At 69.6% G+C, this 24496-nt stretch carries 25 protein-coding genes, 1 tRNA gene and 1 riboswitch; of the genes, 16 read left to right on the forward strand and 10 right to left on the reverse strand.

Translation table 11 applies throughout. The features are described 5' to 3' along the window. Window positions 1–46: 46 nt before the first annotated feature. Window positions 47–1144: a hypothetical protein gene (locus OIE74_RS24785; RefSeq protein ID WP_329387211.1), complete on the forward strand. Its 1098-nt coding sequence runs from the start codon at window positions 47–49 to the stop codon at window positions 1142–1144. Window positions 1145–1174: 30 nt separating this feature from the next. On the opposite strand, the gene OIE74_RS24790 is transcribed toward OIE74_RS24785, so the two are convergent. After that, window positions 1175–1669 carry a type II toxin-antitoxin system PemK/MazF family toxin gene (locus OIE74_RS24790; RefSeq protein WP_329387213.1) on the reverse strand — a complete coding sequence of 165 codons (495 nt, stop codon included), beginning with the start codon at window positions 1667–1669 and terminating at the stop codon, window positions 1175–1177. Window positions 1670–1880: 211 nt separating this feature from the next. Between OIE74_RS24790 and OIE74_RS24795 the strand changes: the two genes are divergently transcribed. Continuing rightward, window positions 1881–2633, forward strand: coding sequence for an MBL fold metallo-hydrolase (locus OIE74_RS24795; protein ID WP_329387214.1), 753 nt, complete (start codon window positions 1881–1883; stop codon window positions 2631–2633). A 91-nt stretch (window positions 2634–2724) separates the two neighbouring features. On the opposite strand, the gene OIE74_RS24800 is transcribed toward OIE74_RS24795, so the two are convergent. Both OIE74_RS24800 and OIE74_RS24805 read right to left on the reverse strand, forming a co-directional pair. Further along, window positions 2725–3987, reverse strand: a complete 1263-nt coding sequence (locus tag OIE74_RS24800) for a PTS transporter subunit EIIC (RefSeq protein ID WP_329387216.1) — start codon at window positions 3985–3987, stop codon at window positions 2725–2727. Between the two features lie 293 nt (window positions 3988–4280). After that, complete coding sequence (locus OIE74_RS24805; RefSeq protein WP_329387218.1) at window positions 4281–5561, reverse strand: PTS transporter subunit EIIC; 1281 nt, start codon at window positions 5559–5561, stop codon at window positions 4281–4283. Between the two features lie 203 nt (window positions 5562–5764). On the opposite strand from OIE74_RS24805, the gene OIE74_RS24810 reads away from it, so the two are divergent. From OIE74_RS24810 to rdgB, 4 genes are all read left to right on the forward strand, one after another. Beyond that, complete coding sequence (locus OIE74_RS24810; RefSeq protein ID WP_266545595.1) at window positions 5765–5998, forward strand: PTS glucose/sucrose transporter subunit IIB; 234 nt, start codon at window positions 5765–5767, stop codon at window positions 5996–5998. 106 nt (window positions 5999–6104) lie between these two features. After that, entirely contained in the window at window positions 6105–6842 is a 738-nt protein-coding gene (gene rph, locus OIE74_RS24815) for a ribonuclease PH (protein WP_329387222.1), read from the forward strand. Between the two features lie 101 nt (window positions 6843–6943). Beyond that, entirely contained in the window at window positions 6944–7327 is a 384-nt protein-coding gene (locus OIE74_RS24820; RefSeq protein ID WP_329387224.1) for a hypothetical protein, read from the forward strand. Between the two features lie 46 nt (window positions 7328–7373). Then, window positions 7374–7976, forward strand: a complete 603-nt coding sequence (gene rdgB / locus OIE74_RS24825; protein ID WP_329387227.1) for an RdgB/HAM1 family non-canonical purine NTP pyrophosphatase — start codon at window positions 7374–7376, stop codon at window positions 7974–7976. A 47-nt stretch (window positions 7977–8023) separates the two neighbouring features. On the opposite strand, the gene OIE74_RS24830 is transcribed toward rdgB, so the two are convergent. The 4 genes from OIE74_RS24830 to bcp form a co-directional block, all read right to left on the reverse strand. Then, a tRNA-Leu gene (locus tag OIE74_RS24830) sits at window positions 8024–8108 on the reverse strand. A 60-nt stretch (window positions 8109–8168) separates the two neighbouring features. Next, entirely contained in the window at window positions 8169–9173 is a 1005-nt protein-coding gene (locus tag OIE74_RS24835) for an HNH endonuclease signature motif containing protein (RefSeq protein ID WP_329387229.1), read from the reverse strand. A gap of 156 nt (window positions 9174–9329) precedes the next feature. Then, entirely contained in the window at window positions 9330–10838 is a 1509-nt protein-coding gene (proP, locus tag OIE74_RS24840; RefSeq protein ID WP_329387231.1) for a glycine betaine/L-proline transporter ProP, read from the reverse strand. 118 nt (window positions 10839–10956) lie between these two features. After that, window positions 10957–11424, reverse strand: a complete 468-nt coding sequence (bcp, locus tag OIE74_RS24845) for a thioredoxin-dependent thiol peroxidase (protein WP_329387233.1) — start codon at window positions 11422–11424, stop codon at window positions 10957–10959. A gap of 126 nt (window positions 11425–11550) precedes the next feature. Between bcp and OIE74_RS24850 the strand changes: the two genes are divergently transcribed. The 3 genes from OIE74_RS24850 to OIE74_RS24860 all read left to right on the forward strand — a co-directional run bounded on the left by OIE74_RS24850 (window position 11551) and on the right by OIE74_RS24860 (window position 12776). Beyond that, window positions 11551–11898, forward strand: coding sequence for a DUF3618 domain-containing protein (locus OIE74_RS24850; protein WP_329387234.1), 348 nt, complete (start codon window positions 11551–11553; stop codon window positions 11896–11898). A 104-nt stretch (window positions 11899–12002) separates the two neighbouring features. Further along, window positions 12003–12305 carry a GroES family chaperonin gene (locus OIE74_RS24855; protein ID WP_189107154.1) on the forward strand — a complete coding sequence of 101 codons (303 nt, stop codon included), beginning with the start codon at window positions 12003–12005 and terminating at the stop codon, window positions 12303–12305. 50 nt (window positions 12306–12355) lie between these two features. Beyond that, window positions 12356–12424: riboswitch (guanidine-III (ykkC-III) riboswitch) on the forward strand. Window positions 12425–12455: 31 nt separating this feature from the next. Then, window positions 12456–12776 carry a DMT family transporter gene (locus tag OIE74_RS24860; protein WP_329387236.1) on the forward strand — a complete coding sequence of 107 codons (321 nt, stop codon included), beginning with the start codon at window positions 12456–12458 and terminating at the stop codon, window positions 12774–12776. 32 nt (window positions 12777–12808) lie between these two features. On the opposite strand, the gene OIE74_RS24865 is transcribed toward OIE74_RS24860, so the two are convergent. Continuing rightward, window positions 12809–15286 (reverse strand): transglycosylase domain-containing protein, encoded by a 2478-nt coding sequence (locus tag OIE74_RS24865; RefSeq protein ID WP_329387239.1) that lies wholly within the window; start codon window positions 15284–15286, stop codon window positions 12809–12811. 221 nt (window positions 15287–15507) lie between these two features. Here OIE74_RS24865 and OIE74_RS24870 point away from each other — a divergent pair, with 221 nt between their 5' ends. From OIE74_RS24870 to OIE74_RS24885, 4 genes are read left to right on the forward strand one after another with little or no spacing between them, the layout of a single operon-like run. Then, a complete protein-coding gene (locus OIE74_RS24870) occupies window positions 15508–16308 on the forward strand; it encodes an ABC transporter permease (protein WP_329387241.1) in 801 nt (266 codons plus the stop codon). Between the two features lies 1 nt (window position 16309). Beyond that, complete coding sequence (locus OIE74_RS24875) at window positions 16310–17161, forward strand: ABC transporter permease (protein ID WP_329387243.1); 852 nt, start codon at window positions 16310–16312, stop codon at window positions 17159–17161. Window positions 17162–17175: 14 nt separating this feature from the next. Then, window positions 17176–18192 (forward strand): ABC transporter ATP-binding protein, encoded by a 1017-nt coding sequence (locus tag OIE74_RS24880; RefSeq protein ID WP_329387245.1) that lies wholly within the window; start codon window positions 17176–17178, stop codon window positions 18190–18192. A 31-nt stretch (window positions 18193–18223) separates the two neighbouring features. Beyond that, window positions 18224–18919, forward strand: coding sequence for a DUF1707 SHOCT-like domain-containing protein (locus tag OIE74_RS24885; protein ID WP_329387247.1), 696 nt, complete (start codon window positions 18224–18226; stop codon window positions 18917–18919). A 14-nt stretch (window positions 18920–18933) separates the two neighbouring features. On the opposite strand, the gene OIE74_RS24890 is transcribed toward OIE74_RS24885, so the two are convergent. After that, on the reverse strand, window positions 18934–20286 hold the full coding sequence (locus OIE74_RS24890; protein ID WP_329387249.1) for an SGNH/GDSL hydrolase family protein: 1353 nt from the start codon (window positions 20284–20286) through the stop codon (window positions 18934–18936). Window positions 20287–20476: 190 nt separating this feature from the next. Here OIE74_RS24890 and OIE74_RS24895 point away from each other — a divergent pair, with 190 nt between their 5' ends. Continuing rightward, entirely contained in the window at window positions 20477–21931 is a 1455-nt protein-coding gene (locus OIE74_RS24895; protein WP_329387251.1) for a DUF445 domain-containing protein, read from the forward strand. Window positions 21932–22032: 101 nt separating this feature from the next. Beyond that, a complete protein-coding gene (locus OIE74_RS24900) occupies window positions 22033–22605 on the forward strand; it encodes a dihydrofolate reductase family protein (RefSeq protein ID WP_329387253.1) in 573 nt (190 codons plus the stop codon). A gap of 339 nt (window positions 22606–22944) precedes the next feature. Here OIE74_RS24900 and OIE74_RS24905 read toward each other — a convergent pair whose 3' ends face one another. Next, on the reverse strand, window positions 22945–23454 hold the full coding sequence (locus OIE74_RS24905; protein ID WP_329387255.1) for a MarR family winged helix-turn-helix transcriptional regulator: 510 nt from the start codon (window positions 23452–23454) through the stop codon (window positions 22945–22947). 100 nt (window positions 23455–23554) lie between these two features. On the opposite strand from OIE74_RS24905, the gene OIE74_RS24910 reads away from it, so the two are divergent. Next, on the forward strand, window positions 23555–24436 hold the full coding sequence (locus OIE74_RS24910) for a nitroreductase/quinone reductase family protein (RefSeq protein ID WP_329387257.1): 882 nt from the start codon (window positions 23555–23557) through the stop codon (window positions 24434–24436). The last annotated feature ends 60 nt before the right edge of the window (window positions 24437–24496 follow it).

Consider the following 24496-nt stretch of genomic DNA (forward strand, 5'->3'; position numbering starts at 1 on the left):
GACGATCGGTGTCGATACACGCGCACCGACACCACGGGGGACAGAGATGGACGACCGCTGGAGCGGCGGATACAGCCCTTCCGACCACCGCCCGCCCGGCTACGGGCCGCCCGGCCACGGCACGCCCGACCACGGCCCGGCCGGTTTCGGTCCGCCCGAGCCCTTCGTGCCGCCGGAGCCGCCCGGTCGCGCGGACCGCCGGTATCGAGGCCCGTACGTCGCCTCCGGCATCCTGCTGATCGTCTTCGCCTGCGTCCTCGCCGCCTGGATCACCGACATGGCGATCACCGTGAACGCCGACGCGGACGGGCTCCTCGAAAGCCTCGTCATGAACGACCCGGCCCGGCCGCTGCTCGTGTTCACCGCCCACGAATGGGCCTTCGCCGTCGCCCTGCTCGTCGTCGGTATCGCAGCCCTCGCCCTGCGCCGCCTCGCACGCGGCGCCGCGCTGCTCCTCGCGTTCCTGCTCCTCGGCGTCGGGGCCCGCCAGCTCATCGGCCTGACCAGGACCCGGTACCGCGACGGCATGTTCGCGTCCGAGCACGGCACGCTGATCGTGCTCACCTATCTGTTCGCCTTCCTCGCAGCCGTGGCCGTGATCACGCTGATGCTGGTCGCCCGCGAGCGCGAGCTGCCCCGTGAGCCGGCGGGTGGCGGCCGGCGCGCAGCGGGTGTCCTGCTGATCCTCATCGGCGCGGTGCAGGGATTCTGGTACGCGCGCAATCTGCGGGAGTTCAACGAGGCCGTCGGGCCGGCCGGCGGCCGGGGCGCCTTCGCCGAGTGGTGGCACGAACTGCTCAACATCAACGCCCGTGGCGGATACGGGACTTCGGCGGGCTTCACGTACTACGCCAGCGCGCTCATCGCGGCGTTTCTGGTCGTCGGCGTCCTGCTGCTGCTGGGTACCCCGGCGGCGCGCGGCGCGGCGCTCGCGCTGCTCGGCATCGCCGCGTACATCCAGCTGCGCCACCTCGCGGGCATCCAGTACGACCGGCTCCCCGACTACTACCGGGACGCCACCCTCGGCTGGAGCCTGACCAGCTCCTTCGCGGCCGGCGCCGCGATGCTGGTGGCCATCGCCCTGATACGCCACGTCCCGCGGCCGTACGTCCCGCCGCGGTATCCGACGGCGCCGCTGCCTTAGGCCCTTTCCGGGGCCGCCGTCAGCCGGCCGTCAGCGCGCCAGATGCCTGACCTGCCGCCAGAGGCCCGGATCCGCGGCGCCCACCCGGCGGCGGAACGCACGCGAATCCACCCGCCGCAGCTCGTCCGTCTCCAGATAGCTCCGCCGTCCTCCCGTGTCGCGAACCACATCGGGCGGCAGCGGAATCACGCCGGGGCGGCCCTCGTGGAACTTACTGGTGATCTTCGCGACCAGCACCGTACGGCCCTGTACCGAGAGCACCAGACAGGGCCGGTCCTTCTCCCCGGTCCCGTCCTCGTACGGCACCATCGCCCACCAGATCTCGCCCGGCTTCGGCCCCCGGACCACCGCCCTGTCCCCGGGCCTCGTTCCCGGCCTCGTCCCGGCGGGCCCACGGTCCGTACGCCCCGGCGGCCGGGAGCGCCCGCGCGGCGGCCTCGGGCTCCGGCCCCGCCCGTCCACGACGGTGGCGACCATCGCCAGCACCACCACCACGATCAGAGCCACCCACCAGGACGTGTCCATGCCCCAGACCGTACCGCCGCGCCGCCGCCCCGGCGCCGTGCGATCCCCGGCCCGTCACCAGGCGGCGGGGTCCGCCCGAACCGGTGACAGGGCAGGTGAGTTCCCCCACAACAGGCCTGTGTGGAGGAGCGACCAGCCGTTCAGCGCCTTACGCTCGACAGACCGAACGACCCCCGTCGCCCCCCTTCCACGCCACGGAGGTTCACGCTCCATGAAGCTCACCGTCGTCGGCTGCTCGGGCTCCTTCCCCTCCGTGGGATCGGCCTGCTCCAGCTACCTCGTAGAGGCCGACGGCTTCCGGCTGCTCCTCGACATGGGCAACGGTGCCCTCGGCGAGTTGCAGCGTCACAGCGGTCTCTACGACCTCGACGCCATCTTCCTCAGCCATCTGCACGCCGACCACTGCATCGACATGTGCGGCTACTTCGTCGTCCGCTACTACCGTCACGACGGCGGACGCTGCGACACCATCCCCGTCTACGGCCCCGACGGCACCGAACAGCGCCTGACCACCGCGCACGCGGACACCCCCACGGAAAAGTCCATGAGCGAGGTCTTCGACTTCCACACGCTCAAGCCGGGCTCCTTCGAGATCGGGCCCTTCACGGTCCGTACGGAGAAGGTCGCCCACCCCGTCGACACGTTCGGCATCCGCGTCGAGCACGACGGCAGATCACTCACCTACTCCGGCGACACGGGCGTCAGCGAGGCCCTGGTGGAGCTGGCCCACGACACGGATCTGTTCCTCTGCGAAGCCGCGTTCACCTACGGCAAGGAGGACATCCCCGGCCTCCACCTCAACGGCCGCGAGGCCGGCGAACACGCTGCCCGCGCGCGGGCGCGCAGGCTCGTGCTCACGCACATCCCCCCGTGGACCGACGCCGAGCGGAACCTGAACGACGCGCGCAAGGAGTACGGCGGCCCGGCCGAACTGGCCACGCCCGGCGCGGTGTACGAGATCTGAACGCCGAACCGCCCCTACTGACACGTGAATACGACGGTGCCCCCGGCCGGGAAAGGCCGGGGGCACCGTCGTATTCACGTCGCGCCGGAGGCTACTTGGCCTCGGCCTTCTGGAGTTCGGCCAGTTCCTCGTCGCTCTCCCGGCCGGGCGTCGGCAGGTTGAACCTGACGATGGCGAAGCGGAAGACCGCGTAGTAGACGGCCGCGAAACAGAGTCCGACCAGCGCCAGGCCCCACGGGTTGGTCGCGATCCCCAGGTTGAGGAAGAAGTCGACAGCGCCGGCCGAGAAGCCGAAGCCGTCCTTCATGCCCAGCCCCCAGGTCAGCGCCATGGAGACACCGGTCAGTACGGCGTGGATCGCGTACAGCACCGGCGCGATGAACATGAAGGTGAATTCGATCGGCTCGGTCACACCGGTGACGAACGCGGTGAGCGCGAGCGAGAACATCATGCCGCCGACGACCTTGCGGCGCTCGGGACGGGCGCAGTGGACGATCGCGAGACAGGCGGCGGGCAGCGCGAACATCATGATCGGGAAGAAGCCGGTCATGAACTGTCCGGCGCTCGGGTCTCCGGCGAGGAAGCGCGCGATGTCGCCGTTCTTGCCCTCGTACGAACCGGCCTGGAACCACGGGAACGAGTTCAGCAGGTGGTGCATGCCGATCGGGATCAGCGCGCGGTTCGCGACACCGAAGATGCCGGCGCCGGCCGCGCCCGAGCCGACGAGCCACTCACCGAAGTTGTGCAGACCGGCCCCGAGTACGGGCCAGATGAGACCGAAGACGATGCCGATGAGCAGACCCGCGAAGGCGGAGAGGATCGGGACGAGACGACGGCCGCCGAAGAAGCCCGCCCAGTCGGGCAGTTTGGTCCGGTAGAACTTCTGGTAGAGCAGGGCGACCACGATGCCCATCACGACACCGCCGAGGACGCCCGCGTTCACGGGGGCGTCCGACATGACTATCTTGCCGTCGACGACGCTCGCGACCTGCGGCAGGTTTCCGTCCGTGAAAGTGGCCAGCACCTTCTGGAAGACCAGATAGCCGGTGACCGCGGCGAGCGCGGTCGAGCCGTCCGACTTCTTGGCGAAGCCGATGGCTATGCCCACGGCGAAGAGCAGCGGCATGTTGTCGAGGATCGCGCCGCCGCCGGCGGCCATGTAACCGGCGATCTTGGTGATGAAGGTGGGGAACGACTCGCGCCCGAGCATGTCGGGGTTGCCGAGGCGGACCAGAAGAGCGCCGGCGGGCAGCACGGCGACCGGCAGCATGAGGCTGCGGCCGATGCGCTGCATGACGGACATCACGCCGGAGCCCTTTTTCTTGGCCGCGGGGGCGGCGCTGGCCGTGGACATCAACTTCCTCCAGAGGACAAGGCACCGCCGTGAGCAGGGAAGACGGGGAATGGCGGCGACCCGGGGAACACGGCGCGCGGCCATGTGGTCTACACCTATGAGTGGTGTAGACCAGTTGTAGCATGGTGAGGGTTGAATAAGGAACCTTCGTAATCTCTCGATCTGGACTCGGCGCTTCCGGGTGTGGGCGGGGCCCGGTGGGGGTGCGGCGGACGCGCGAAAAGGACCCCCGGACCGGGCGGTCCGAGGGCCCTCACGGCGGGCGGAGACCGCCCGCGCTCAGCTCTCCGCGCTCAGCTCCCCGTGTTCTCCTTCTCCGCTTCCTTCGCCAGCTCCTCCGGCTCCCGCCCCGGAGTCGGGATGTCGAACCTTGTGATCGTGAACCGGAAGACCGCGTAGTAGACGACCGCGAAACAGAGCCCGATCGGAATGATCAGCCAAGGCTTCGTGTCCAGATGCCAGTTGACGACATAGTCGATCAGTCCCGCCGAGAAGCTGAAGCCCGCGTGCACCCCCAGCGCCCAGGTGATCGCCAACGACGCACCCGTCAGCAGCGCGTGCAGCCCGTACAGCAGTGGCGCGGCGAACATGAACGAGAACTCCAGCGGCTCCGTGACGCCGGTCACGAAGGACGTCAGGGCGACCGAGACCATCAGACCCGCCACCTGCTTACGGCGCTCCGGCCGCGCGCAGTGCGTGATCGCGAGCGCGGCGGCCGGCAGGCCGAACATCATGATCGGGAAGAAGCCCGACATGAACTGCCCCGCCGACGGGTCCTGGGCGAAGAACCGCGTCAGGTCGCCCTGTACGACGGTCCCGTCCGCCGTCGTGAACTCGCCCGCCTGGAACCAGAAGAAGGTGTTCAGGAACTGGTGCATCCCGATCGGGATCAACAGCCGGTTCGCGACACCGAAGATGCCCGCGCCCCACGCGCCCAGATCGATCAGCGACTTGGCGAACGACGTCAGCCCGTCACCCACCGGCTGCCACAGCAGCCCGAACGCCACCCCGATGACCACCCCCAGGAACGCCATCTGGATCGGCACCAGGCGGCGGCCGTTGAAGAATCCGAGCCAGTCCACCAGCCTCGTACGGTGGAAACGCTGCCAGACCACCGCCGTCAGCAGGCCGATCAGAATGCCGCCGAGCACACCGGGGTTCTGCGGGGCGCCCTCCGGGAGTTCGTCGGTGACCGTGCCGTCGGCGGGGAACGCCATCAGCACGTTGTGGTAGACGAGGAAGCCCACGACGGCGGCGAGCGCGGTGGATCCGTCCGCCTTCTTGGCGAAGCCGATCGCGACCCCGATACAGAAGAGCAGCGGCAGACCGAAGCTCCCGTCCAGGATGGCGTTCCCGCCCTGGAGGAAGACCGCGGTCGTCCTGTCCCAGAAAGCGCCGTGCAGATACGCGTCGAAGAGATTGCCCAGACTGACCAGCAGCCCCGCCGCCGGGAGTACGGCGACCGGCAGTTGGAGGCTGCGCCCGACTTTCTGAAGCCCCTGGAAGAGGCCGTTCCACCATCGTCGCCGGGGTACCGGGGGGAGGGCTGACGCGTCGGCACCCGTCGAACTCATCCGCGTCCTCCCGTGGCACAGTGGTGTAGACCAGTTGCGATACGCTCCCGGGACCGGGCCCCGGCAGGCGTATCACTGGTGACCGTTATCTTTCGTTATGGGTCGATCACCCGCCCGTGAAGATGGGCCAACTGTGCGTTAACGTGAAAAATCGGATCCACGGTGAACCGGGACACCACCCCTTGGACAGCAGGGAGCAGGACATGGCCAGCAAGGCTGAGAAGATCGTCGCCGGGCTCGGCGGGATCGAGAACATCGAAGAGATCGAAGGCTGCATCACCCGCCTCCGTACCGAGGTCGTGGACCCGGGCAAGGTCGACGAGGTCGCGCTGAAGGCCGCCGGCGCGCACGGCGTCGTCAAGATGGGCACCGCGATCCAGGTCGTCATCGGCACGGACGCCGACCCGATCGCCGCCGACATCGAAGACATGATGTGAACGACTGAGTAGTTCGAGGGGCCCGATCCGGACAACCACCGCAGGTAGGGCGGGGAACCGGAACGAGCCCCTCACCCATGTCCCAGGTCCGGTTAGGCTCACACCCATGTCTCGAATCGACGGCCGCACCCCCGAACAGCTCCGACCCGTCACCATCGAACGCGGATGGAGCAAGCACGCCGAAGGATCCGTACTCATCTCCTTCGGCGACACCAAGGTCTTCTGCACCGCCTCCGTCACCGAAGGCGTCCCGCGCTGGCGCAAGGGCAGCGGCGAAGGCTGGGTCACCGCCGAGTACTCGATGCTGCCCCGCTCCACCAACACCCGCGGCGACCGTGAAGCCGTACGCGGCAAGATCGGCGGACGCACCCACGAGATCTCCCGTCTCATCGGACGTTCACTGCGCGCCGTCATCGACTTCAAGGCACTCGGCGAGAACACCATCGTCCTCGACTGCGACGTCCTCCAGGCCGACGGCGGCACCCGCACCGCCGCCATCACCGGCGCGTACGTCGCCCTCGCCGACGCCGTCGAGTGGGCCAGGGCCAAGAAGATCGTCAAGGCCGGCCGGCAGCCCATCACCGGAACCGTCTCCGCGATCAGCGTCGGCATCGTCGACGGCGCGCCGCTGCTCGACCTCCGTTACGAGGAGGACGTGCGCGCCGACACCGACATGAACGTCGTCTGCACCGGCGACGGCCGCTTCGTCGAAGTACAGGGCACCGCCGAGGCCGAGCCCTTCGACCGCAAGGAACTCGGCGCCCTCCTCGACCTCGCCGCCGACGGCTGCGCGGAACTCGCCACCCTCCAGACCGCGGTGCTCGAAGAGGCCCTCGACAGGTAAAGAAGCAACCAAGTACGCCGGTGCCGCGTCGTTACAGTCGCGACTCAAGGGCGTACGGACCTGCCCGTACGCCCTTCCGTACGAAGAGAGGGAACCGACCCATGGCCTCGCGCCGACGCACCGCGGTGACCATAGCCGCCGTCCTGCTCACGCTCACGGGAGCCGCCGGCTGTGGCGCACTCGACAAGGCACTCGACTGCGTCCAGACCGCCGACGCCATAGCCACCAGCGTGGACAAGCTCCAGCAGGCGATCTCCACCGCGGCGGACGACCCGACGCAGGCCCGGGAGGCCCTGGACGACATCGACACCGAGCTCGACAAACTCCAGGACAAGACCGACAACGCGGACCTCAGCAAGGCCGTCGACGACCTGACCACCGGCGTCGGCACCGTCCGTGAGTCCATCGAGAACGGTGACGCCACCCCCGACCTCACGCCCGTGACGGACGCGGCCACCGAGATCGGCAAGGTCTGCACCCCGTAACCGCACCCCGTAACCGAACACCCGGCCACGGGCGGATAATCGGCGCATGACGCGTCTGATCCTCGCCACCCGCAACGCCGGGAAACTCTCCGAGCTCAAGGCCATCCTCGCCGACGCCGGTCTCACCCACGACCTCGTCGGCGCGGATGCCTACCCCGACATCCCGGACGTCAAGGAGACCGGCGTCACCTTCGCCGAGAACGCCCTGCTCAAGGCCCACGCCCTGGCCCGCGCGACCGGCCACCCGGCCGTCGCCGACGACTCCGGCCTCTGCGTCGACGTCCTGGGCGGCGCCCCCGGCATCTTCTCGGCCCGCTGGTCCGGCACCCACGGCGACGACCGCGCCAACCTCGACCTGCTGCTGGCCCAGCTCTCCGACATCACACCCCCGCACCGCGCGGCCCACTTCGCCTGCGCGGCGGCCCTCGCACTCCCGGACGGCACGGAGCGGGTGGCCGAAGGCCAACTCCACGGCACCCTGCGCCACATCCCCTCGGGCACGGGAGGCTTCGGCTACGACCCGATCCTCCAGCCGGACGGCGACACCCGCACCTGCGCGGAACTGACCCCGGCGGAGAAGAACGCGATCAGCCACCGGGGCAAGGCTTTCCGCGCACTGGTACCGGCGGTGCGGGAGCTGCTGGGCTGAGCGACCGCGCCGAAGGGCCGCCCCAGGGGGCGGCCCTTCGTATGCGGTGCGGCCGGTGGGATTCGAACCCACACGGGATTTAACCCACTGGGACCTAAACCCAGCTCGTCTCGCCAGTTCCGACACGGCCGCGCGGCCGCCCATCATGCTACCGGAGGCGTGCGACAGCGGCCGCGTGCTTCAGGGGGCTCTTCAGAGGGCCGCCGGGCGGGTTTTCCTGGCTCGATTACGGCACCAGGTGTCCGTGAGGGCGTGGCAATTCGGGCAGAGATAGCGCAAGTTCTCGCGGCGGTTGTCCAGCCGGTCGCCGCTGATGTGGTCGATCGGAAGGGTGATTGGTTCACCGAGCCACTCACCGGTGTTGCCGCACCTGGCGCACTCGTAGGGGACGCCGATTTCCTGGAGCGCTCGGTGAAGGCGTGCGCGATTCACGCGAGGCGAGCCCTGCGGGAACACGACAAGAACGGCCGGCGTGAGGGGCCTTGGCGCGGGCACCCGTACGGTCCCCCAGGCGCGTCGCCGGAAATGGCCGGCGTCGAGGCCGAGTTGAGCGGCGGCGCGTCGTACGCGCCGATGGTTGGTGTCGTTGACGGCGAGGCCGAGTGCGCGCATGACGTCCGCGTAACTCGCCGACGACGACACTGCCGTACGCAATGCCTTCTCGTCGATGGCCAGCCGCTTGTTCCGGAAGTGGCTGGTGTCGATGGCGTGCTCGTGCAGCATCCTTCCCAGGGCGGCACGTGAGCGGCTGTCGTCAGGGACCCCGAGGAGACGTGCGGTGCCCCGGATGCTCTTCGCCGCGGATGCCGCGGCCGTGAGTTCTTCCGCCGTGAAGGGTAAATCGATCTGTTCGCGGTTCATTCCGGGAAAGTGTCCGATATCGATACCGGCCGCTGCTATTCGGCGGGCAATGTGCGAGAGGGTGCCGGTGGCGGGCGCGGCGCCGAGTTTGGTGGCCACCTCGCGGAGCGTCGTCGATGTGGCCGCCGCGGCCGCGATGGCTTCGTCCGGATACTTTCGCCACGGGCTGCGCTGCTTGAAATGGCTGGTGTCGAGACCCAACTCGTCGACCTTCGCCTGTAGAACCCGGCGTTGACCCCCACTTCCGGTGAGGCCCAGCCGACGCGTCAGGTCGGACCAGTTCACCGACTGGGCGACCGCCGAGGCCAACCTGTCAACGTCGTATGTCTCAGCCATGGGGACCCTTTCCATCCGGCCGCGCGTTCGCGCTCCCGTACGGAGTAACGAACCGTTAATCGGATGGTCACGACCGGAATGTGGATAACTCGGGTCGTGCCTCGCGGCGACGGAGGAGGATCAAGTCATGCCCACTCCTCAGAACGACACCACGCCTCACGACGACCGCACGGAAGCCTGGGCCTGCGCCTGCAAAAGGACCAGTTCCGCCGCCTCCTCCCTCGTCCCCACCGACGGTGGCGACCCCTCCAGCGGCAGGCCCGCCGTCTCCGCCATACAGGCGACCGCGGCGACGCCGATCAGGGCCGCGAACATCGCGTAGTACGCGGGCATCAGATTGTCGCCGGTGAGACTGATGAGACCGGTGATCACGAACGGGGTCGTACCGCCGAAGAGGGAGGCCGAGAGGTTGTAGCCGACCGACAGGGAGCCGTAGCGGACGCTCGTGGGGAAGAGCGCCGGCAGGGCCGCCGACATCGTGCCGAGGAGACAGACCAGGGAGAGCCCCAGCATCGCCATCCCGGTGACGATCGCGAGATAACCGCCCTGCTGGATCAGCAGGAACGCCGGAAGGGAGAGGACGAAGAACCCGAGCATCCCCGCCATCAGGAGCGGCTTGCGGCCGAACTGGTCGCTGAGACGGCCCACTTGGTTGATCATCCCCATCAGGGCGACCATGACGCCGAGCAGGATGAGCAGCCCATGGGTGTCGCTGTAGTGGAGTTGGTCGGAGAGATACGTCGGCATGTAGGACAGCAGCATGTAGTCGGTGACGTTGTACGCGCCGACGAGGCAGACGCAGAGGATCAGCCTCGGCCAGTGGTCGCGGAAGATCCTGCCGAGATCGGACGCGGTGCTGGTCTCGACCAGATCGGCGGCCTCGGTCGCCTGGACCGTGTCCTGCTCCATCTTCGTGAACGCGGGGGTCTCGTCCAGCCTCAGCCGCAGATAGAGGCCGATGAGCCCGAGCGGCGCGGCGACGAGGAACGGTACGCGCCAGCCCCAGGCCTCCATGCCCGCGGAGCCGAGCACGGCGGTGAGCGCGGTGACGAGCCCGGCCGCGCCGATGTAGCCGGCGAGGGTGCCGAATTCGAGGAAGCTGCCGAAGAAGCCGCGCCGTTTGTCGGGGGCGTACTCCGCGATGAAGGTGGAAGCGCCGCCGTACTCGCCGCCGGTGGAGAACCCCTGCACCAGCCGGAAGAGGATCAGCAGAACGGGGGACCAGAAGCCGATCGACGCGTACGAGGGGATCAGCCCGATCGTGCCGGTGCCGATCGCCATCATGATCATGGTCATGGCCAGGACCTTCTTGCGGCCGATTCGGTCACCCAAAGGGCCGAAGAACATGCCGCCGAGTGGCCGTACGAGGAAGGCCACCGCGAAGGTCGCGAAGGAGGAGAGCAGTTCGACCGTGGCGTTGCCGGAGGGGAAGAAGACATGGCCGATGGTGACGGCCAGATAGCTGTAGATCCCGAAGTCGAACCATTCCATGGCGTTGCCCAGCGCGGCCGCCTTCACCGCCCGCTGGACCGCCGCCTCGTCGGTGACGGTGATGTCGGACCTGCGCAGCGGGGGGTTCTTACGGCGCCGGCGCGCGCGGAAGAGCGCCGGGTGGCGTCGGGACGCCGGGGAGTCGGCAGCCTGGTCGCGCGCGGGCTCCGTCATGGGCCGGTTTCCTTTCCCAGGGCCTGCGGGGACGTCTGTCCCTAGGGAAAGCCTCCGCGCCGCTGTGACGGCCGCAAGCCGGAGCCGCACGACGGGCGGCTCCGGCTGTCCCCGTCCGTCAGATGCCGAGATCCTTGATGATCTTCGCGACATGGCCGGTGGCCCGGACGTTGTAGAGCGCCTGCTCGACCTTGCCCTCCTCGTCGACGATGACCGTCGAGCGGATGACACCCGTCACCGTTTTGCCGTAGAGCTTCTTCTCGCCGAAGGCGCCGTACGCGGCGAGGACGGACTTGTCGGTGTCGCCGACCAGGGTGACCTTCAGGTTCTCCTTGTCGCGGAACTTGGCGAGCTTCTCCGGCTTGTCCGGCGAGACCCCGATGACGTCGTAGCCGGCGCCGGCCAGCACGTCGAGGTTGTCGGTGAAGTCGCAGGCCTGCTTGGTGCATCCGGGCGTGAGCGCGGCGGGGTAGAAGTAGACGATGACCTTGCGCCCCTTGTGGTCGGCGAGCGAGACGTCGTTGCCGTCGGCGTCGGGCAGGGTGAAGGCGGGGGCGGTGTCGCCGGGCTGAAGTCGCTCGCTCATGGTTCTCCTCGGTACGGGGGCGGGCAGGTGTATCGGCCCGAGCGTAGTAGCGCCGCGAAGTGCGAGGGCGGTGGAGCTGACAGACTGTCCGGGTAGGCGAAGGATCGAAGGACCAACCAACCGGACATGACGACGGAGGCAGCGGTGTCGGATGCCAGGACCCCTGCGCAGATCGAGGCGGACATCGTCCGCCGGCGCGACCAGCTCGCCGAGACGCTCGACGAGATCGGCGTGCGGGTGCACCCGCAGACGATCGTGGGCGACGCGAAGGCACGGATGGTCTCCCGGGTGGACCAGACCGCGGGCAGGGCGTACGTCGCGGTGAATCGCACGGTGGCGGGTGTGAAGGGCAGGTTCGTCTCGGACGACGGCGCTCCGCGGCTGGAGCGGGTCGTCCCGGTGGCGCTGGTCGTCGTCGGACTGGTCGGGCTGCTCGCGGTGTCCGCGCGCCGCCCGCGCCGCCGCCGGGGCTGAGGACGGGACCACCCCTCCGGCGTACGGCGCGGCTTCGGGCGGGTAAATTCGTGGGTGTGAGCAACAATTCCCACGACTCCTCCCATGACAAGCTGCCCATCCGGATGCTGCACGACCGGGTGCTGGTCAGGACCGACATCCCGGAGGGCGAACGGCGTTCGTCCGGCGGCATCGTCATCCCGGCGACCGCGGCCGTCGGGCGGCGCCTCGCCTGGGCCGAGGTGGTCGCCGTCGGGCAGAGCGTGCGGACGGTCGAGCCCGCGGACCGGGTGCTGTACGACCCCGAGGACCGCGCCGAGGTCGAGGTCCGGGGCGTGGCCTACGTACTGATGCGGGAACGCGACCTGCACGCGGTGGCGGCGGACCGGTTCGAGGGGTCGGAGGACTCCACGGGGCTCTATCTCTGACGAGGCTCCACGGAAGGGCCTGGTGACCATCGTCACCAGGCCCTTCCGGTGTCTCTTTGCTAGGTTTGCGGGACCCCGACGAGACGCGCCGTACCGGGTCAAACGAAAGACGACGCACCCCTTGTCCGCGTTTCGCTCGGAGGTGCCGTCATGGCCTGGGTCCTGCTCGTTGTCGCCGGTCTGCTCGAAGTGGGCTGGTCGATCGGGATGAAGTACACCGACGGATTCACCCGGCTGTGGCCGAGTCTCTTCACCGGTGCCGGAATCGTCGCCAGCATGCTGCTGCTCTCGCAGGCCGCCAGAACGCTGCCGATCGGCACGGCGTACGGCGTGTGGGTCGGGATCGGCGCCGCCGGAGCGGCCGTCGTCGGCATGGCGGCACTAGGCGAACCGGCGACCGCCGCCCGGATCTTCTTCGTCTGCCTGCTGCTGGTGGCCGTGGTGGGCCTGAAGGCGACGTCCGGCCACTAGCCCGCAGGGCTCGCAGGCCCCGGACGGGGGCGTTACTCGCGGGGGCGTGAGGTGCGGGGTGGGCCGTTGCCCGTGGCTCCGTCCGCCGCGCCGCCGCCCCCGTTGTCGCCTCCGCCGCCGCCTCCGATGAGCCCGTCGGTCAGGCCGTTCGTCCGGCCCTCGCTCTGGCCCTGCGCACCGCCGTCGCCCTGGCCGCCGTCCGTACCGCCTCCGCCGCCGTCGGTCCCTCCCGAGGTCTGTCCTTGCGCCTGGCCCTGGGCCTGGCCCTCGTTTCCGCCGGTGTCGGCGCCTTCGCTCCGGCCCTGCGCCGCGCCCGCGTTCTGTCCCCCCGTCCGGCCGGGCGCCGCGGGCTGGTCCGGGGAGCCCGGACTCTCCGACCGGCCCGGTGACGCGGGCTGTTCGGGGCTGCCGGACTCGTCGTCCGGCGGGGTGATCTCGTCCACGCCGTCCTCCAGCGTCAGTTCGAAGTCCGTGGCGTCGGTGCCCTCCAGGGCCGCCGCCGTGAACTGGCCCCAGATCTGCGCGGGCGGCCCGCCCCCGTTGACGCGCGCCAGGCCGAGCGCGCCGTACAGCGGTTTCTGGCGCGCCGTTTCGGGGTCGGCGCCCATGATCGCGACAACGGTCGCCAGGTCGGGCGTGTAGCCGGCGAACCAGGCCGCCTTGTCGTCCTCGGCCGTCCCCGTCTTGCCGGCCGCCGGGCGGCCGGCTGACTGGGCGGCCGTGCCCGTACCGCCCTCCACGACGCTCTGGAGGATCGCCGTGGTGGTGTCGGCCGCCTGGCGGCTGACGGCCTGCGTCTGCCGCCCGCGCGGCACTTCGACGGTCGCACCGTTCTTGGTGATCTCCGAGACCATCGTGTACGTGCCGTGCCGGCCGTGGTTGGCGAGCGTCGCGTACGCCTCCGTCATGTCGAGCACGCTCGCCGTGGCCGGGCCGAGCGCGATGGACGGGGACGCCGTGAGGTCGGGGGTGTCGTCGGGGATGCCGAGGCGGACCGCGGTGTCGCGGACCCGGCTCGGGCCGACGTCCTGTGCCATCTGCGCGTACACGGCGTTGATGGACTTGTCGGTGGCCTCACTGACGCTGACGGGGCCGTACGAGACGTCGTCCTCGTTGGCCGGGTCGTACCCGGTGGACCCGTCGGGCCCCTCCACCATGCGCTTGTTGGTGCCGTCGTACTCGGTGTTGGGGGTGATCTGTTCGCCGTCCTGGGTGTGCGAGTCGTTCTCGACGGCTGCCGCGAACACGAACGGCTTGAAGGTGGAGCCGACCTGGTAGTCGCGGCGGGTCGCGTTGTTGACGTACTGCCGCGTGTAGTCGACGCCGCCGTACATGGCCACGACCTCGCCGGTGGCGGGGTCGATGGAGACGCCGCCGACGCGTACGTTGCGGTCGGCCGCGCGCTTGGTGTCGACCTTCGACGTCACCTGTTCGTCCACCGCGTCGACCAGTGCCTTCTGTTTCGGCCGCTGGAGCGTGGTGGTGATGCGGTAGCCGCCGCTGGCGAGGGTCTTGTCGTCGAGGATCTTGTTCTTCGTGAGATAGTCCTCGACCGCCTGGACGATGTAACCGCGCTGCCCCGACAGGCCGGTGGACGGCTTGGCCTTGCCGGGCAGCGGGAAGACCATGGCGTCGCGGTCGGCGGGGGAGAGCCAGTTCTCCTTGACCATGCCGTCGAGCACATAGTTCCAACGGCCCTCCGCCTGCCCCGTGTTCTCCGGGTGCAGGGCGACGTCGTACGCGCTGGGCGCGTTGAGCAGCGCGGCCAGGAAGGCGCCCTCCGCGGTGTCGATGTCCTGGACGTTCTTGCTGTAATAGGCCTGTGCGGCGGCCTGGATGCCGTACGCGTTGCGCCCGAAGTAGCTGGTGTTGAGGTAGCCCTCCAGGATCTGCGCCTTGCTCTCCTCGCGGTTGAGCTTGATGGCGATGAAGAACTCCTTCCCCTTGCGCACGACGGTCTGTTCCTGCGCGAGGTAGTAGTTCTTGACGTACTGCTGGGTGATCGTGGAACCGCCCTGGGTGCCCTTGCCGGTCATGGTGTTCCAGGCGGCGCGGACCATGCCCTGCGGGTCGATGGCGGGTTCGTTGTAGAAGTCCCGGTCCTCGGCGGCCAGTACGGCGCGACGGACGCTCTTCGGGATGTGGGAGAGCGGCACGTTCTCGCGGTTGACCTCGCCGTCGCGCGCCAGTTGGCTGCCGTCCTCGTACAGATACACGTTGGACTGGGCGACGGCGGCGACGTTGGCGGCCGGGATCTGGACCAGCGTGTAGCCGGCGATGAAGCCGCCGATGAGCACGAACGCGCAGAACAGGAACCCCCCGAGCAGCATGCGCCAGGTGGGGAAGATCCGGCGCCAGCCGGAGCGCTTGCGGCGGGCCTTGCGGGCGGCCTTGCGTGCGGCGCGCCCGCCGGTGAGTTTCCCGCCGCCGGGGCCGCCGCCCGGTCCCTTGCCGCGGCCGTGGTCGGTCGGGTCGCGCGGGGGCCAGCCCTGCTGCTGCGCGTCGCTCATGTGTGCGGAGGCTCCTCGGCCGGGTCGAATCGGTAGTTACGGGCTATCCGGGTGATTCGTTTGCGGCACCATGAAACATGGTCGAACCGGGCCCGGGGCCGCCGACCGGATAACCGCTCGCGGTGGGTGACCCCCTTGGGCTAGGGTCGGGCGCTTTGGTGCCGTACAGCGGAAACGGCACGGGGAGACCACACGTAACGGGGCCGAGGGGGAGTGCTGACGTGCGTCTGTACGCGGTCGTCGCGGCGGGCGGGTTCCGCCGCTACGCGACGTACCGGACCGCCACGGCCGCGGGGGTGTTCACCAACACCGTCTTCGGTTTCATCGTGGCGTACACCTACACGGCGCTCTGGGAGCAGCGGCCCCAGCTCGGCGGCTACGACCTCTCGCAGGCGGTCACCTACGTCTGGATCGGCCAGTCGCTGCTGATGACCTGCGCGATGATGGGCGGCGGCTTCGAGGACGAGTTGATGGACCGTATCCGCACCGGCGACGTGGCGATCGATCTCTACCGGCCTGCGGATCTCCAGCTGTGGTGGCTGGCAAGCGACTTGGGGCGCGCCGCGTTCCATCTGCTGGGACGCGGGATCGTACCGATGGCGCTCGGCGCGCTCGCCTTCGAGCTGTCGCTGCCCGAGAACCCGCTGGTCTGGGCCGCGTTCCTCTGCTCCGTGTTCCTGGGCGTCGTGGTCAGCTTCGCCGTGCGCTTCCTGGTCGCCCTGTCGGCCTTCTGGCTGCTGGACGGCGCGGGAGTCGGCCAGATCACCTTCCTGGCGGGGATGTTCTTCTCCGGGATGCTGCTGCCGCTGACGCTCTTCCCCGGGCTCCTGGGCGAGGTCGCGAGGGCGCTGCCGTGGTCGTCGCTGCTCCAGATCCCGGCGGACGTCTTCCTGGGGCGGCACACGGGGTGGGGACTGGTCGGGGCGTTCGCGTTCCAGGCCGGGTGGGCGCTGGCGCTGCTGGCGCTGGGGCGGCTGCTCCAGTCCGTGGCGACGCGAAGGGTGGTGGTGCAGGGTGGCTGACGTGGTGCAGTCGGAACGGACGCTTGAGCGGGAGTGGCCGCGCTCGCCTCTGTGGGAGGGGCTGCGTGCGTACGGCCTGATCGTGGCCATGTGGATGCGGTCGACGATGGCCTACCGCGCGTCGTTCGCCATGACCGCCTTCGGGAACTTCGCGGCGACCGCGTTCGACTTCGTCACGATCCTGCTGATGTTCTCCCACGTCGACCAACTGGGCGGCTACTCGCTGCCCGAGGTCGCCTTCCTTTACGGCGCCGCGGGCGCCGCCTTCGGCCTCGCCGACCTGGCCTTCGGGTCGATGGACCGGCTCGGCCGCCGGGTCAGGGACGGCACCCTGGACACCCTGCTGGTGCGCCCGGCGCCGGTGCTCGCGCAGGTCGCGGCGGACAGGTTCGCGCTGCGGCGGCTCGGCCGTATCGTCCAGGGCCTGCTGGTGCTCGGATACGCGCTGACGACGCTCGACATCGCGTGGACCCCGCTCAAGGTGGCGATGGTCCCGATGATGATCCTCAGCGGTGCGGTGATCTTCGCGTCCGTGTTCGTCGCGGGCGGTGCGTTCCAGTTCTGGGCGCAGGACGCCGCCGAGGTGCAGAACTCCTTCACGTACGGCGGGACCACACTGCTCCAGTACCCGCCCACGGTCTTCGCGAAGGACCTGGTGCGCGGGGTGACGTTCGTGGTGCCGCTCGCCTTCGTCAACTGGATGCCCGCGCTGTACGTGATGGACCGTGACGATCCGCTGGGGCTGCCGGACTGGGCCGCCTTCCTGCCGCCGGTGGTGGCGGTGGGGTGCTGCGCGCTGGCGGGGCTGGCGTGGCGGGTGGGGCTGCGGGCGTACCGGAGTACGGGAAGTTAGGAGAGGAACGCGCAATGGATTCGGACGGCTCCGATTTCATCGAACTGGACGGTATCGAGAAGGTCTTCGACGTACGGCGGAAGGCGGGCCTGGTGCGCCGCGAGCGCCATCAGGTGCGCGCGGTCGACGGCATCAGCTTCCGCGTGGCACGCGGCGAGATGGTGGGCTACATCGGCCCCAACGGTGCCGGGAAGTCCACCACCATCAAGATGCTCACCGGCATCCTGACGCCGAGCGCGGGCCGGCTGCGGGTCGCGGGGATCGACCCGTCGCGGGAGCGCACGAGGCTGGCGCGCCGGATCGGCGTGGTGTTCGGCCAGCGCACGACCCTGTGGTGGGACCTGCCGCTGATCGACTCGTACCGGCTGGTGCACCGTATGTACCGCATCCCCGACAAGCGGTACCGGGAGAATCTGGAGCGCTGCGTCGAACTGCTGGAGCTGGGCGAGCTGTTGGACGTTCCCGTACGGCAGCTCTCGCTCGGCCAGCGGATGCGCGGCGACATCGCGGCGGCGCTGCTCCACGACCCCGAGGTGCTCTACCTCGACGAGCCGACGATCGGCCTGGACGTGATCTCCAAGGCCAGGGTCCGTGAGTTCCTGCGGGATCTGAACGCGGAGCGCCGTACGACGGTGCTGCTGACCACGCACGACCTGACGGACATCGAGCAGCTCTGCGCGCGGGTCATGGTCATCGACCACGGGCGGCTCGTGTACGACGGGGCGCTCGCCGGGCTGCACGAGGTGGGCGAGAGCGAGCGGACCCTGGTGGTCGACCTCGAACGCGAACTGCCCCCGGTCGAGCTGCCGGGAGCACGGGTGGTGAAGGTGGAGGGGCCGCGGCAGTGGCTCGCCTTCCCGGCCGCGGCGTCGGCGGCGCCGCTGGTGGCGCGGATCGCGGCGGAGTATCCGCTGATGGACCTGTCGGTGCGGGAGCCCGACATCGAGTCGGTGATCGCGAAGATGCTCTCCCGGGGGAAGGTCCCGGATCCCGCGGTGGGCGAGGAGGCTACTGGGGTCACTGCGCTGTGACGTCCGACTCACCTTTGACTAGGCTGACAACATGACGAGTGAACTTCCTGAGATGCGCGCGTCGGACTCCGAGCGCGAGCGCGTCGCCGAAGTGCTGCGCGATGCCTTGTCCGAAGGACGCATCGACATGGAGGAGTTCGACACCCGCCTGGACGCGGCGTACAAGGCCCGTACGCACGGTGAACTCCAGCCGCTGGTCAGGGACTTGCCCGCGCCGGGCTCGACGGCCGACCTGTCGCCCGCGCGTAGCGCCGACAGCGTCGAGGGCGCGGGCAGGTGGGCGACCTGGATCGGACGCGGACGCGCGACGTCCCGTGCCGCCGTCTCCTTCTGGGGAGGGTTCAACCGCAAGGGCACCTGGACGGTGGGCCGGCGGTTCCACGCCTTCACGATGATGGGCGGCGGCCAGATCGACCTGCGTGAGGCGCGGTTCGAGGAGCGGGAGGCGTCCATCCGCTGCTTCGCGCTGATGGGCGGCATTCACGTCGTCATCCCGCCGGACATGGATGTCACGGTGCGCGGCCTGAGCCTGATGGGCGGTTTCGGGGAGAGCGGGGAGACCACGGAGCTGAGCCCCGGATCGCCGCGGGTGGTCATCACGGGGTTCGCGCTGATGGGCGGCGTGGGTGTGGAGCGCAAGATGAGGTCGGCGGAGAAGCGCCGTCTCAAGGAGGAGCGCAAGAAGGCGGAGCTGGAGAAGAACAGGCTCCGCAAAGAACTCGACTGATTCCTGGGGCGCGCTCAGAGCAGTGCGGGCTCCTTGCCCACCAGGTCCTCGATGTCGACGAAGCGCCCCATGGCCGCGTATCCGTTGTCGCTCGGGTGCAGACCGTCGCCCGAGTCGTAGTCCGGCCGCAGCCGGTCGGGGGCGTACGGATCGCGCAGCAGCCGGTCGAAGTCGACGGTCCTGTCGAAGACGCCGCCCGACCGGATGGCGTCGTTCACCCGGTCCCGTACGGCCTCCAGCCGGTCGGTGTGGCGCGGGTTGCCGCCGAAGGGCGTGAGCGTCGAGCCGACGACCCGCAGCCCCCACGCGTGCGCCTGCCGGGTGAGGGACTTCAGCCCGGCGGTGATCCGGTCCGGGTCGGTCTCGTTCGGCCGGCGGATGATGTCGTTGATGCCGAGTTCGACGAAGACGACCTCGGCCCCCGCCTGCCCCAGGACGTCCCGCCCGAAGCGGGCGAGGGCACTGGGCCCCTTCCCGGCGGCGACACTGGGGCGCAGGACGCGATTGCCGCTGATGCCCGCGTTGAGTACGCCCAGACCACTGCCGCGCACCCGGTCTGCCAGCACGTCGGTCCAGCGGTGGCCGGCGCCGTAGGAGGAGCCGATGCCGTCTGTGATCGAGTCCCCGATGACGACGACCGAGCCGCGCGCCCGCCGGTTGAGCACGTCGACGGCGGTGAGGTAGCGCCAGACCGGGGCGCTCTCGGTGTACGCGGCGCCGCCGAGGTCCCGCGTACGGTCGCCCACGGCCGTGTACGAGGTCCGCAGGGCGCGCGGGTGGTACGTGACGGGGCCGCCGGGCGCGGGCGTGTGGACCGTCACCAGGAGATCGGTGTCGTAGGGCACCCGGAGCCGTACGAGATCGCTGACGACGCGCCCGCCCGGTGGGATGACGACGGACGTCTTCTTACCGAAGGTGATGAGGCGCATGGTGCCGGGGGCGGCGCTCGGGCTCTCATGTCGGCCGCTGTCGTCGCTGTCCGCGACGGCGATCGACGCGTGGCCGATGAGCAGGGCTTCGCGGCTGAAGAGGTTGGAGAGGGTGATGCGGGCGGCGGTGCCGCCGATGCTGCTGTGGACGACGTTACGGATGGAACGTCCGACGTGGCCGTGCGGTACCCCGGGCTCGATCCCCGCCGGCGCGGCGGCCCAGGTTCCGATCCACGCGTCGGCGGACGCGGGCGCCGCGGATCCCACGGGCGTACGGGCGCCCGCCCCGCTTCCGGACGCGGCGGCCTGATCACGGCGGCCCTGGTCGGAGCCCCCGCTGCCGCCCAGTGCGTCCACCCCGGCGAATATCGTGGCGACCACCAGTGCCACGACCGTCATAAGGCCCGCGAGCAGGACGAATCCCCGTTGTCTGTTCATGTCCCCCGTGACTCCCTCACACCTACGTACAAAGGACATCATCCGGCATGGCGCGGGAACTCGGGATGCGTCCCGGGAGTACCAGAGGTAGGGACAATGCGCACAGATCGGTGAGGGGTCCCGTTGGCGGGCCGGTTTTGGGTACGGGACGGTAGGTCACGGCGGGCACGTACGCGGATGGGTGGAGTGAATGGAACGACGCGATCCGGCTGATCCGGACAGCACGACGGGGTCCGGTTCAGGGGCCGGGGCGGGGTCCGGGGCCGGCGGCGGGACGACGGCGTCCGGCGCCGCGGGGAGCGGCAGCGCTCGTACGGGCGTGGCCGGGGGGGACGGGGCCTTCGCCCTGGGCTCCGGCCCCGGCAGGCGCTCGCCGTTCTCCCCGCTAGGCTTCACCGCCGCCGACGAGGAGAAGCGGCGCGGCGTCCGCCGTATGAAGGCCACCGCGACCGGCCTGCTGCTCTTCGTCGCGGTCATCTACATCCTCGCCACCTGGGCGAAGAACTCGGGCATCACCGGCTGGCCCCCGTACGTGGCGGCGGCGGCCGAGGCGGGCATGGTGGGCGCGCTGGCGGACTGGTTCGCCGTCACGGCCCTCTTCCGCCACCCGCTCGGCCTGCCGATCCCGCACACCGCGATCATCCCGAACAAGAAGGATCAACTCGGCGCCTCCCTCGGCTCGTTCGTGGGGGAGAACTTCCTCTCCGGCGACGTCGTACGGACCCGGCTGCGCGGACTCGGCATAGGCGGCAGGCTCGGCGCCTGGCTGGCCGACCCCGCCCACGCCGACCGCGTCACCGCCGAACTGGCCACGGCCCTGCGGGGCGCGCTGACCGTCCTGCGGGACAGCGACGTCCAAGCGGTCGTGGGCGAGGCGATCACCCGCCGCGCGGACGCCGTGGAGGTCGCCCCCGGCATAGGGAAGACGCTGGAACGCGTGGTCAAGGACGGCGCCCACCACCGCGCCGTCGACCTGATCTGCGCCCGCGCGCACGACTGGCTGGTCGAGCACGGCGACTCAGTGATGGACGCCGTCCAGGGAGGCGCGCCCGGCTGGACGCCGCGCTTCGTCGACCGCAGGATCGGCGACCGCGTCTACAAGGAACTGCTGCGCTTCGTCACGGAGATGCGTGACATGCCGAGCCACCCGGCGCGCGGCGCGATCGACCGCTTCCTCAAGGACTTCGCCTCCGACCTCCAGTCGGACACGGAGACGAGGGCGCGCGTCGAGCGCCTCAAGTCGGAGCTGCTGGCCCGCCCCGAGGTGCAGGACATCATCGCGTCGGCGTGGTCCTCCGTACGGGCGATGATCATCGCGGCGGCTGAGGACGACCGCAGCGAACTGCGCCTGCGCGCTCGTGCCTCCCTCCTCTCGCTCGGCGCCCGCCTGGCGACGGACGAGAGGCTCCAGCGGAAGCTGGAGGGCTGGGTGGAGGACGCGGCGGACTACGTCGTGACGACGTACCGGGGCGAGATCACGTCACTGATCTCCGACACCGTCGCGAGCTGGGACGGCAAGCACACGTCGAAGAAGATCGAGGCGCACATCGGTCGTGACCTGCAATTCATCCGTATCAACGGCACGGTGGTGGGTGCGCTGGCGGGCCTGCTGATCTACACGGTCTCGCACGCGCTGGGCGGCTGACCGATGAGTTTCCGGGCGCTGCCCGGTCAGTCGGACAGAATCGCGGCACCCACGATCACCCACGATCACACACCACACACCGGACACCCAGGAGACCTTCGATGCGCACACTGATCACCACCGCCTTCGTCTCGCTCGACGGCGTCGTGGAGGCCCCGGGCGGCGAGCCGGGTTACCGGAACTCGGGCTGGACCTTCAAGGACGTGGAGTTCCTCCCGGAGGCGTACGAGATCAAGGGCCGGGAGCAGGAGGAAGCCGCGGCCATGCTGCTGGGGAGAACGAGTTACGAGGCGTTCAGCCCGGTCTGGCCCGGCATGGAGGACTTCGCCCGGTACAAGGTGCTGCCGAAGTACGTGGTCTCCTCCACCCTCACCGACGACAAGCTGGTCTCGGACTGGGGCCCGACCTCGATCCTGCGGTCGCTCGACGAGGTCGCCGCGCTGAAGAAGACCGAGGGCGGCCCGATCATCGTCCACGGCAGCGCCACCCTGAACCGGAACCTCTCGGACGCCGGCCTGATCGACCGGTACCACCTGCTGGTCTTCCCGCTCCTGCTCGGCGCGGGCAAGCGCCTGTTCAGCGACAAGGACAAGGACGCCCAGAAGCTGCGGCTGGTCGAGCACGAGGTGTACGCCAACGGCCTGCAGAAGAACGTCTTCGACGTCGTCCACTGAGGACGGTCCCGGGCCGGGTGCGGCTCTGGCTGGGTGTGTGAACCGGACCGCCCGGCCCACACACCCAGCAACCATGGGGGAGTGCCCTCAAGTACGTAGCTCGGTACGAAGGTGTTCAACGCGACCCGGTAAAAGGCGAACAGGTTCGGCACCCGACAGGATCTAGGGCGTGTTTGAGAAGTCCCGTCTGGCCCACGACGCCTGGCACGCGCGCTCGCTGCGTTGTCGGAGTCATCCAAGTACGTCCAGTACGAGGCTGATCCTCCGCCTTGCGATCGCACGCACCAGACGCCGTGGGCCCCGCCCGATGGGCGGACGACGCTACTTCTCAAACACGCCCTAGCCGTCGCCGTCCTGGCTGTCCAGCCCCTGCTCGTACGCCTCAAGGGTGTCGACAAACATGCGCCGCTGCGCGGGCGTCAGCGGCTCCAGCGCCTTGCGCCAGGCCCCGGCCCCGCGCGCCAGCCAGCCGTCGATGGCGGGCCGGTGCTCGTCGCTGATGCTGACGATGGTGCGACGCCGGTCTCTGTCGTCCGCCTCGCGCCGCAGAATCCCCTGCCTGCTCAGCTCGCCGACCATCAGGCTCACCGTCGCCGGGGCGACCTCCAGGCGCGTCGCGAGCGTGTTGACGGTCATCGGACCGTCGAAGAGGAGGAAGGCGAAGAGGGACAGATGGCGGGGGGCGAGGGAGAACGACTCCAGTTCCGCGGGGATCCTGATCCGCTTCACGCGCCCGACCATCCGGGGCATGAGCAGCAACAACGTACGGATCCCGTCCTCGACGCCGAGGCCTTCGGGGCCTTCGGTGCCGTTGGGCTCGTCGTCGTGCCGCCGGCTGCCGGTTGACATCCGTACCGCCCTCTCCATAGTTTTGAGTTCAAAGCATCTTTGCTTGCAAAGCAAATGTGTCTGCTGGTCGAGCGCCGAGCGTATCCGGAGAGGCCACCCCATGACCGACCCCGCACAGCACAGTGAGCACAGCACCCCGCAGAGCCTCACACCTCAGGAGTTCAACCAGCTGATCATCGAGGAGTTCCGGGCCAACGGCGGCCGGGTGGGCGGCATGTTCGAGGGTGCGCCGCTCGTCCTGCTGACGACACTGGGCGCGAGGACCGGCAAGCGCCGTACGAACCCCACCGCGTACGCGCGCGACGGCGAACGGCTCCTGGTCTTCGCGTCCAACGCGGGCGGCCCGACGCATCCGGGCTGGTACTTCAACCTGCTCGCGGACAACCGGGTGACCGTCGAGATCGGTACGGAGGAGGGCGGCGTCGATACGTTCTCGGCCCGCGCCGAACCGCTCCGGGGTGAGGAGCGCGACCGCCTGTTCGCCCTCCAGGCGGCGCGGGACCCGGGCTTCGCGGCGTACCAGGCAGGCACGGACCGGGCGATCCCGGTGATCGCCCTGTACCCGCTGAGCCTGACGGACCCCGCGCGGAACCGGGCGATAGCGGAGGAGCTCGTACGGGTCCACGCCCAGCTCCGGACCGAACTGACGGTCCTGCGCACGGCCCCCGCCCTCTCTTCCCCCGCCCTCGAAGAGGAACTGCTGCTGCACTGCCTGAGCTTCTGCGAGTCGCTGAGCATGCACCACACCGCCGAGGACGGCGCGTTCTCGGCCTTCGACCGGCAATTCCCGGAGCTCGCACCGGTGTTGGAGCGCCTGCGCGCGGAACACCGCGCGGTCTCGGCGGCGCTGACGAAGCTCCGGCTGGAGCCGCCGGCCTCGCCGGAGGCTCTGCGGGAGCAGCTGGAAAGGCTGGCCGCGGACTTGGAGGAGCACTTCGCGTACGAGGAGAAGCATCTGCTCCCGGCGCTGAACGGGCACTGAACGCACCCCACACCACGCAAGGCAACAACATTCGGCGAATTCGGCTACACAGAGTCACAG

The organism is Streptomyces sp. NBC_01716, assembly GCF_036248275.1.
Taxonomy (GTDB): domain Bacteria; phylum Actinomycetota; class Actinomycetes; order Streptomycetales; family Streptomycetaceae; genus Streptomyces.

Excerpts from the sequence above, each read along its gene's own strand:
- OIE74_RS24785 (WP_329387211.1), top strand. The coding sequence starts at position 47 with ATGGACGACCGCTGGAGCGGCGGATACAGCCCTTCCGACCACCGCCCG.
- OIE74_RS24790 (WP_329387213.1), bottom strand. The coding sequence starts at position 1,669 with ATGGACACGTCCTGGTGGGTGGCTCTGATCGTGGTGGTGGTGCTGGCG.
- OIE74_RS24795 (WP_329387214.1), top strand. The coding sequence starts at position 1,881 with ATGAAGCTCACCGTCGTCGGCTGCTCGGGCTCCTTCCCCTCCGTGGGA.
- OIE74_RS24800 (WP_329387216.1), bottom strand. The coding sequence starts at position 3,987 with ATGTCCACGGCCAGCGCCGCCCCCGCGGCCAAGAAAAAGGGCTCCGGC.
- OIE74_RS24805 (WP_329387218.1), bottom strand. The coding sequence starts at position 5,561 with ATGAGTTCGACGGGTGCCGACGCGTCAGCCCTCCCCCCGGTACCCCGG.
- OIE74_RS24810 (WP_266545595.1), top strand. The coding sequence starts at position 5,765 with ATGGCCAGCAAGGCTGAGAAGATCGTCGCCGGGCTCGGCGGGATCGAG.
- rph (WP_329387222.1), top strand. The coding sequence starts at position 6,105 with ATGTCTCGAATCGACGGCCGCACCCCCGAACAGCTCCGACCCGTCACC.
- OIE74_RS24820 (WP_329387224.1), top strand. The coding sequence starts at position 6,944 with ATGGCCTCGCGCCGACGCACCGCGGTGACCATAGCCGCCGTCCTGCTC.
- rdgB (WP_329387227.1), top strand. The coding sequence starts at position 7,374 with ATGACGCGTCTGATCCTCGCCACCCGCAACGCCGGGAAACTCTCCGAG.
- OIE74_RS24835 (WP_329387229.1), bottom strand. The coding sequence starts at position 9,173 with ATGGCTGAGACATACGACGTTGACAGGTTGGCCTCGGCGGTCGCCCAG.
- proP (WP_329387231.1), bottom strand. The coding sequence starts at position 10,838 with ATGACGGAGCCCGCGCGCGACCAGGCTGCCGACTCCCCGGCGTCCCGA.
- bcp (WP_329387233.1), bottom strand. The coding sequence starts at position 11,424 with ATGAGCGAGCGACTTCAGCCCGGCGACACCGCCCCCGCCTTCACCCTG.
- OIE74_RS24850 (WP_329387234.1), top strand. The coding sequence starts at position 11,551 with ATGACGACGGAGGCAGCGGTGTCGGATGCCAGGACCCCTGCGCAGATC.
- OIE74_RS24855 (WP_189107154.1), top strand. The coding sequence starts at position 12,003 with ATGCTGCACGACCGGGTGCTGGTCAGGACCGACATCCCGGAGGGCGAA.
- OIE74_RS24860 (WP_329387236.1), top strand. The coding sequence starts at position 12,456 with ATGGCCTGGGTCCTGCTCGTTGTCGCCGGTCTGCTCGAAGTGGGCTGG.
- OIE74_RS24865 (WP_329387239.1), bottom strand. The coding sequence starts at position 15,286 with ATGAGCGACGCGCAGCAGCAGGGCTGGCCCCCGCGCGACCCGACCGAC.
- OIE74_RS24880 (WP_329387245.1), top strand. The coding sequence starts at position 17,176 with ATGGATTCGGACGGCTCCGATTTCATCGAACTGGACGGTATCGAGAAG.
- OIE74_RS24885 (WP_329387247.1), top strand. The coding sequence starts at position 18,224 with ATGACGAGTGAACTTCCTGAGATGCGCGCGTCGGACTCCGAGCGCGAG.
- OIE74_RS24890 (WP_329387249.1), bottom strand. The coding sequence starts at position 20,286 with ATGAACAGACAACGGGGATTCGTCCTGCTCGCGGGCCTTATGACGGTC.
- OIE74_RS24895 (WP_329387251.1), top strand. The coding sequence starts at position 20,477 with ATGGAACGACGCGATCCGGCTGATCCGGACAGCACGACGGGGTCCGGT.
- OIE74_RS24900 (WP_329387253.1), top strand. The coding sequence starts at position 22,033 with ATGCGCACACTGATCACCACCGCCTTCGTCTCGCTCGACGGCGTCGTG.
- OIE74_RS24905 (WP_329387255.1), bottom strand. The coding sequence starts at position 23,454 with ATGTCAACCGGCAGCCGGCGGCACGACGACGAGCCCAACGGCACCGAA.
- OIE74_RS24910 (WP_329387257.1), top strand. The coding sequence starts at position 23,555 with ATGACCGACCCCGCACAGCACAGTGAGCACAGCACCCCGCAGAGCCTC.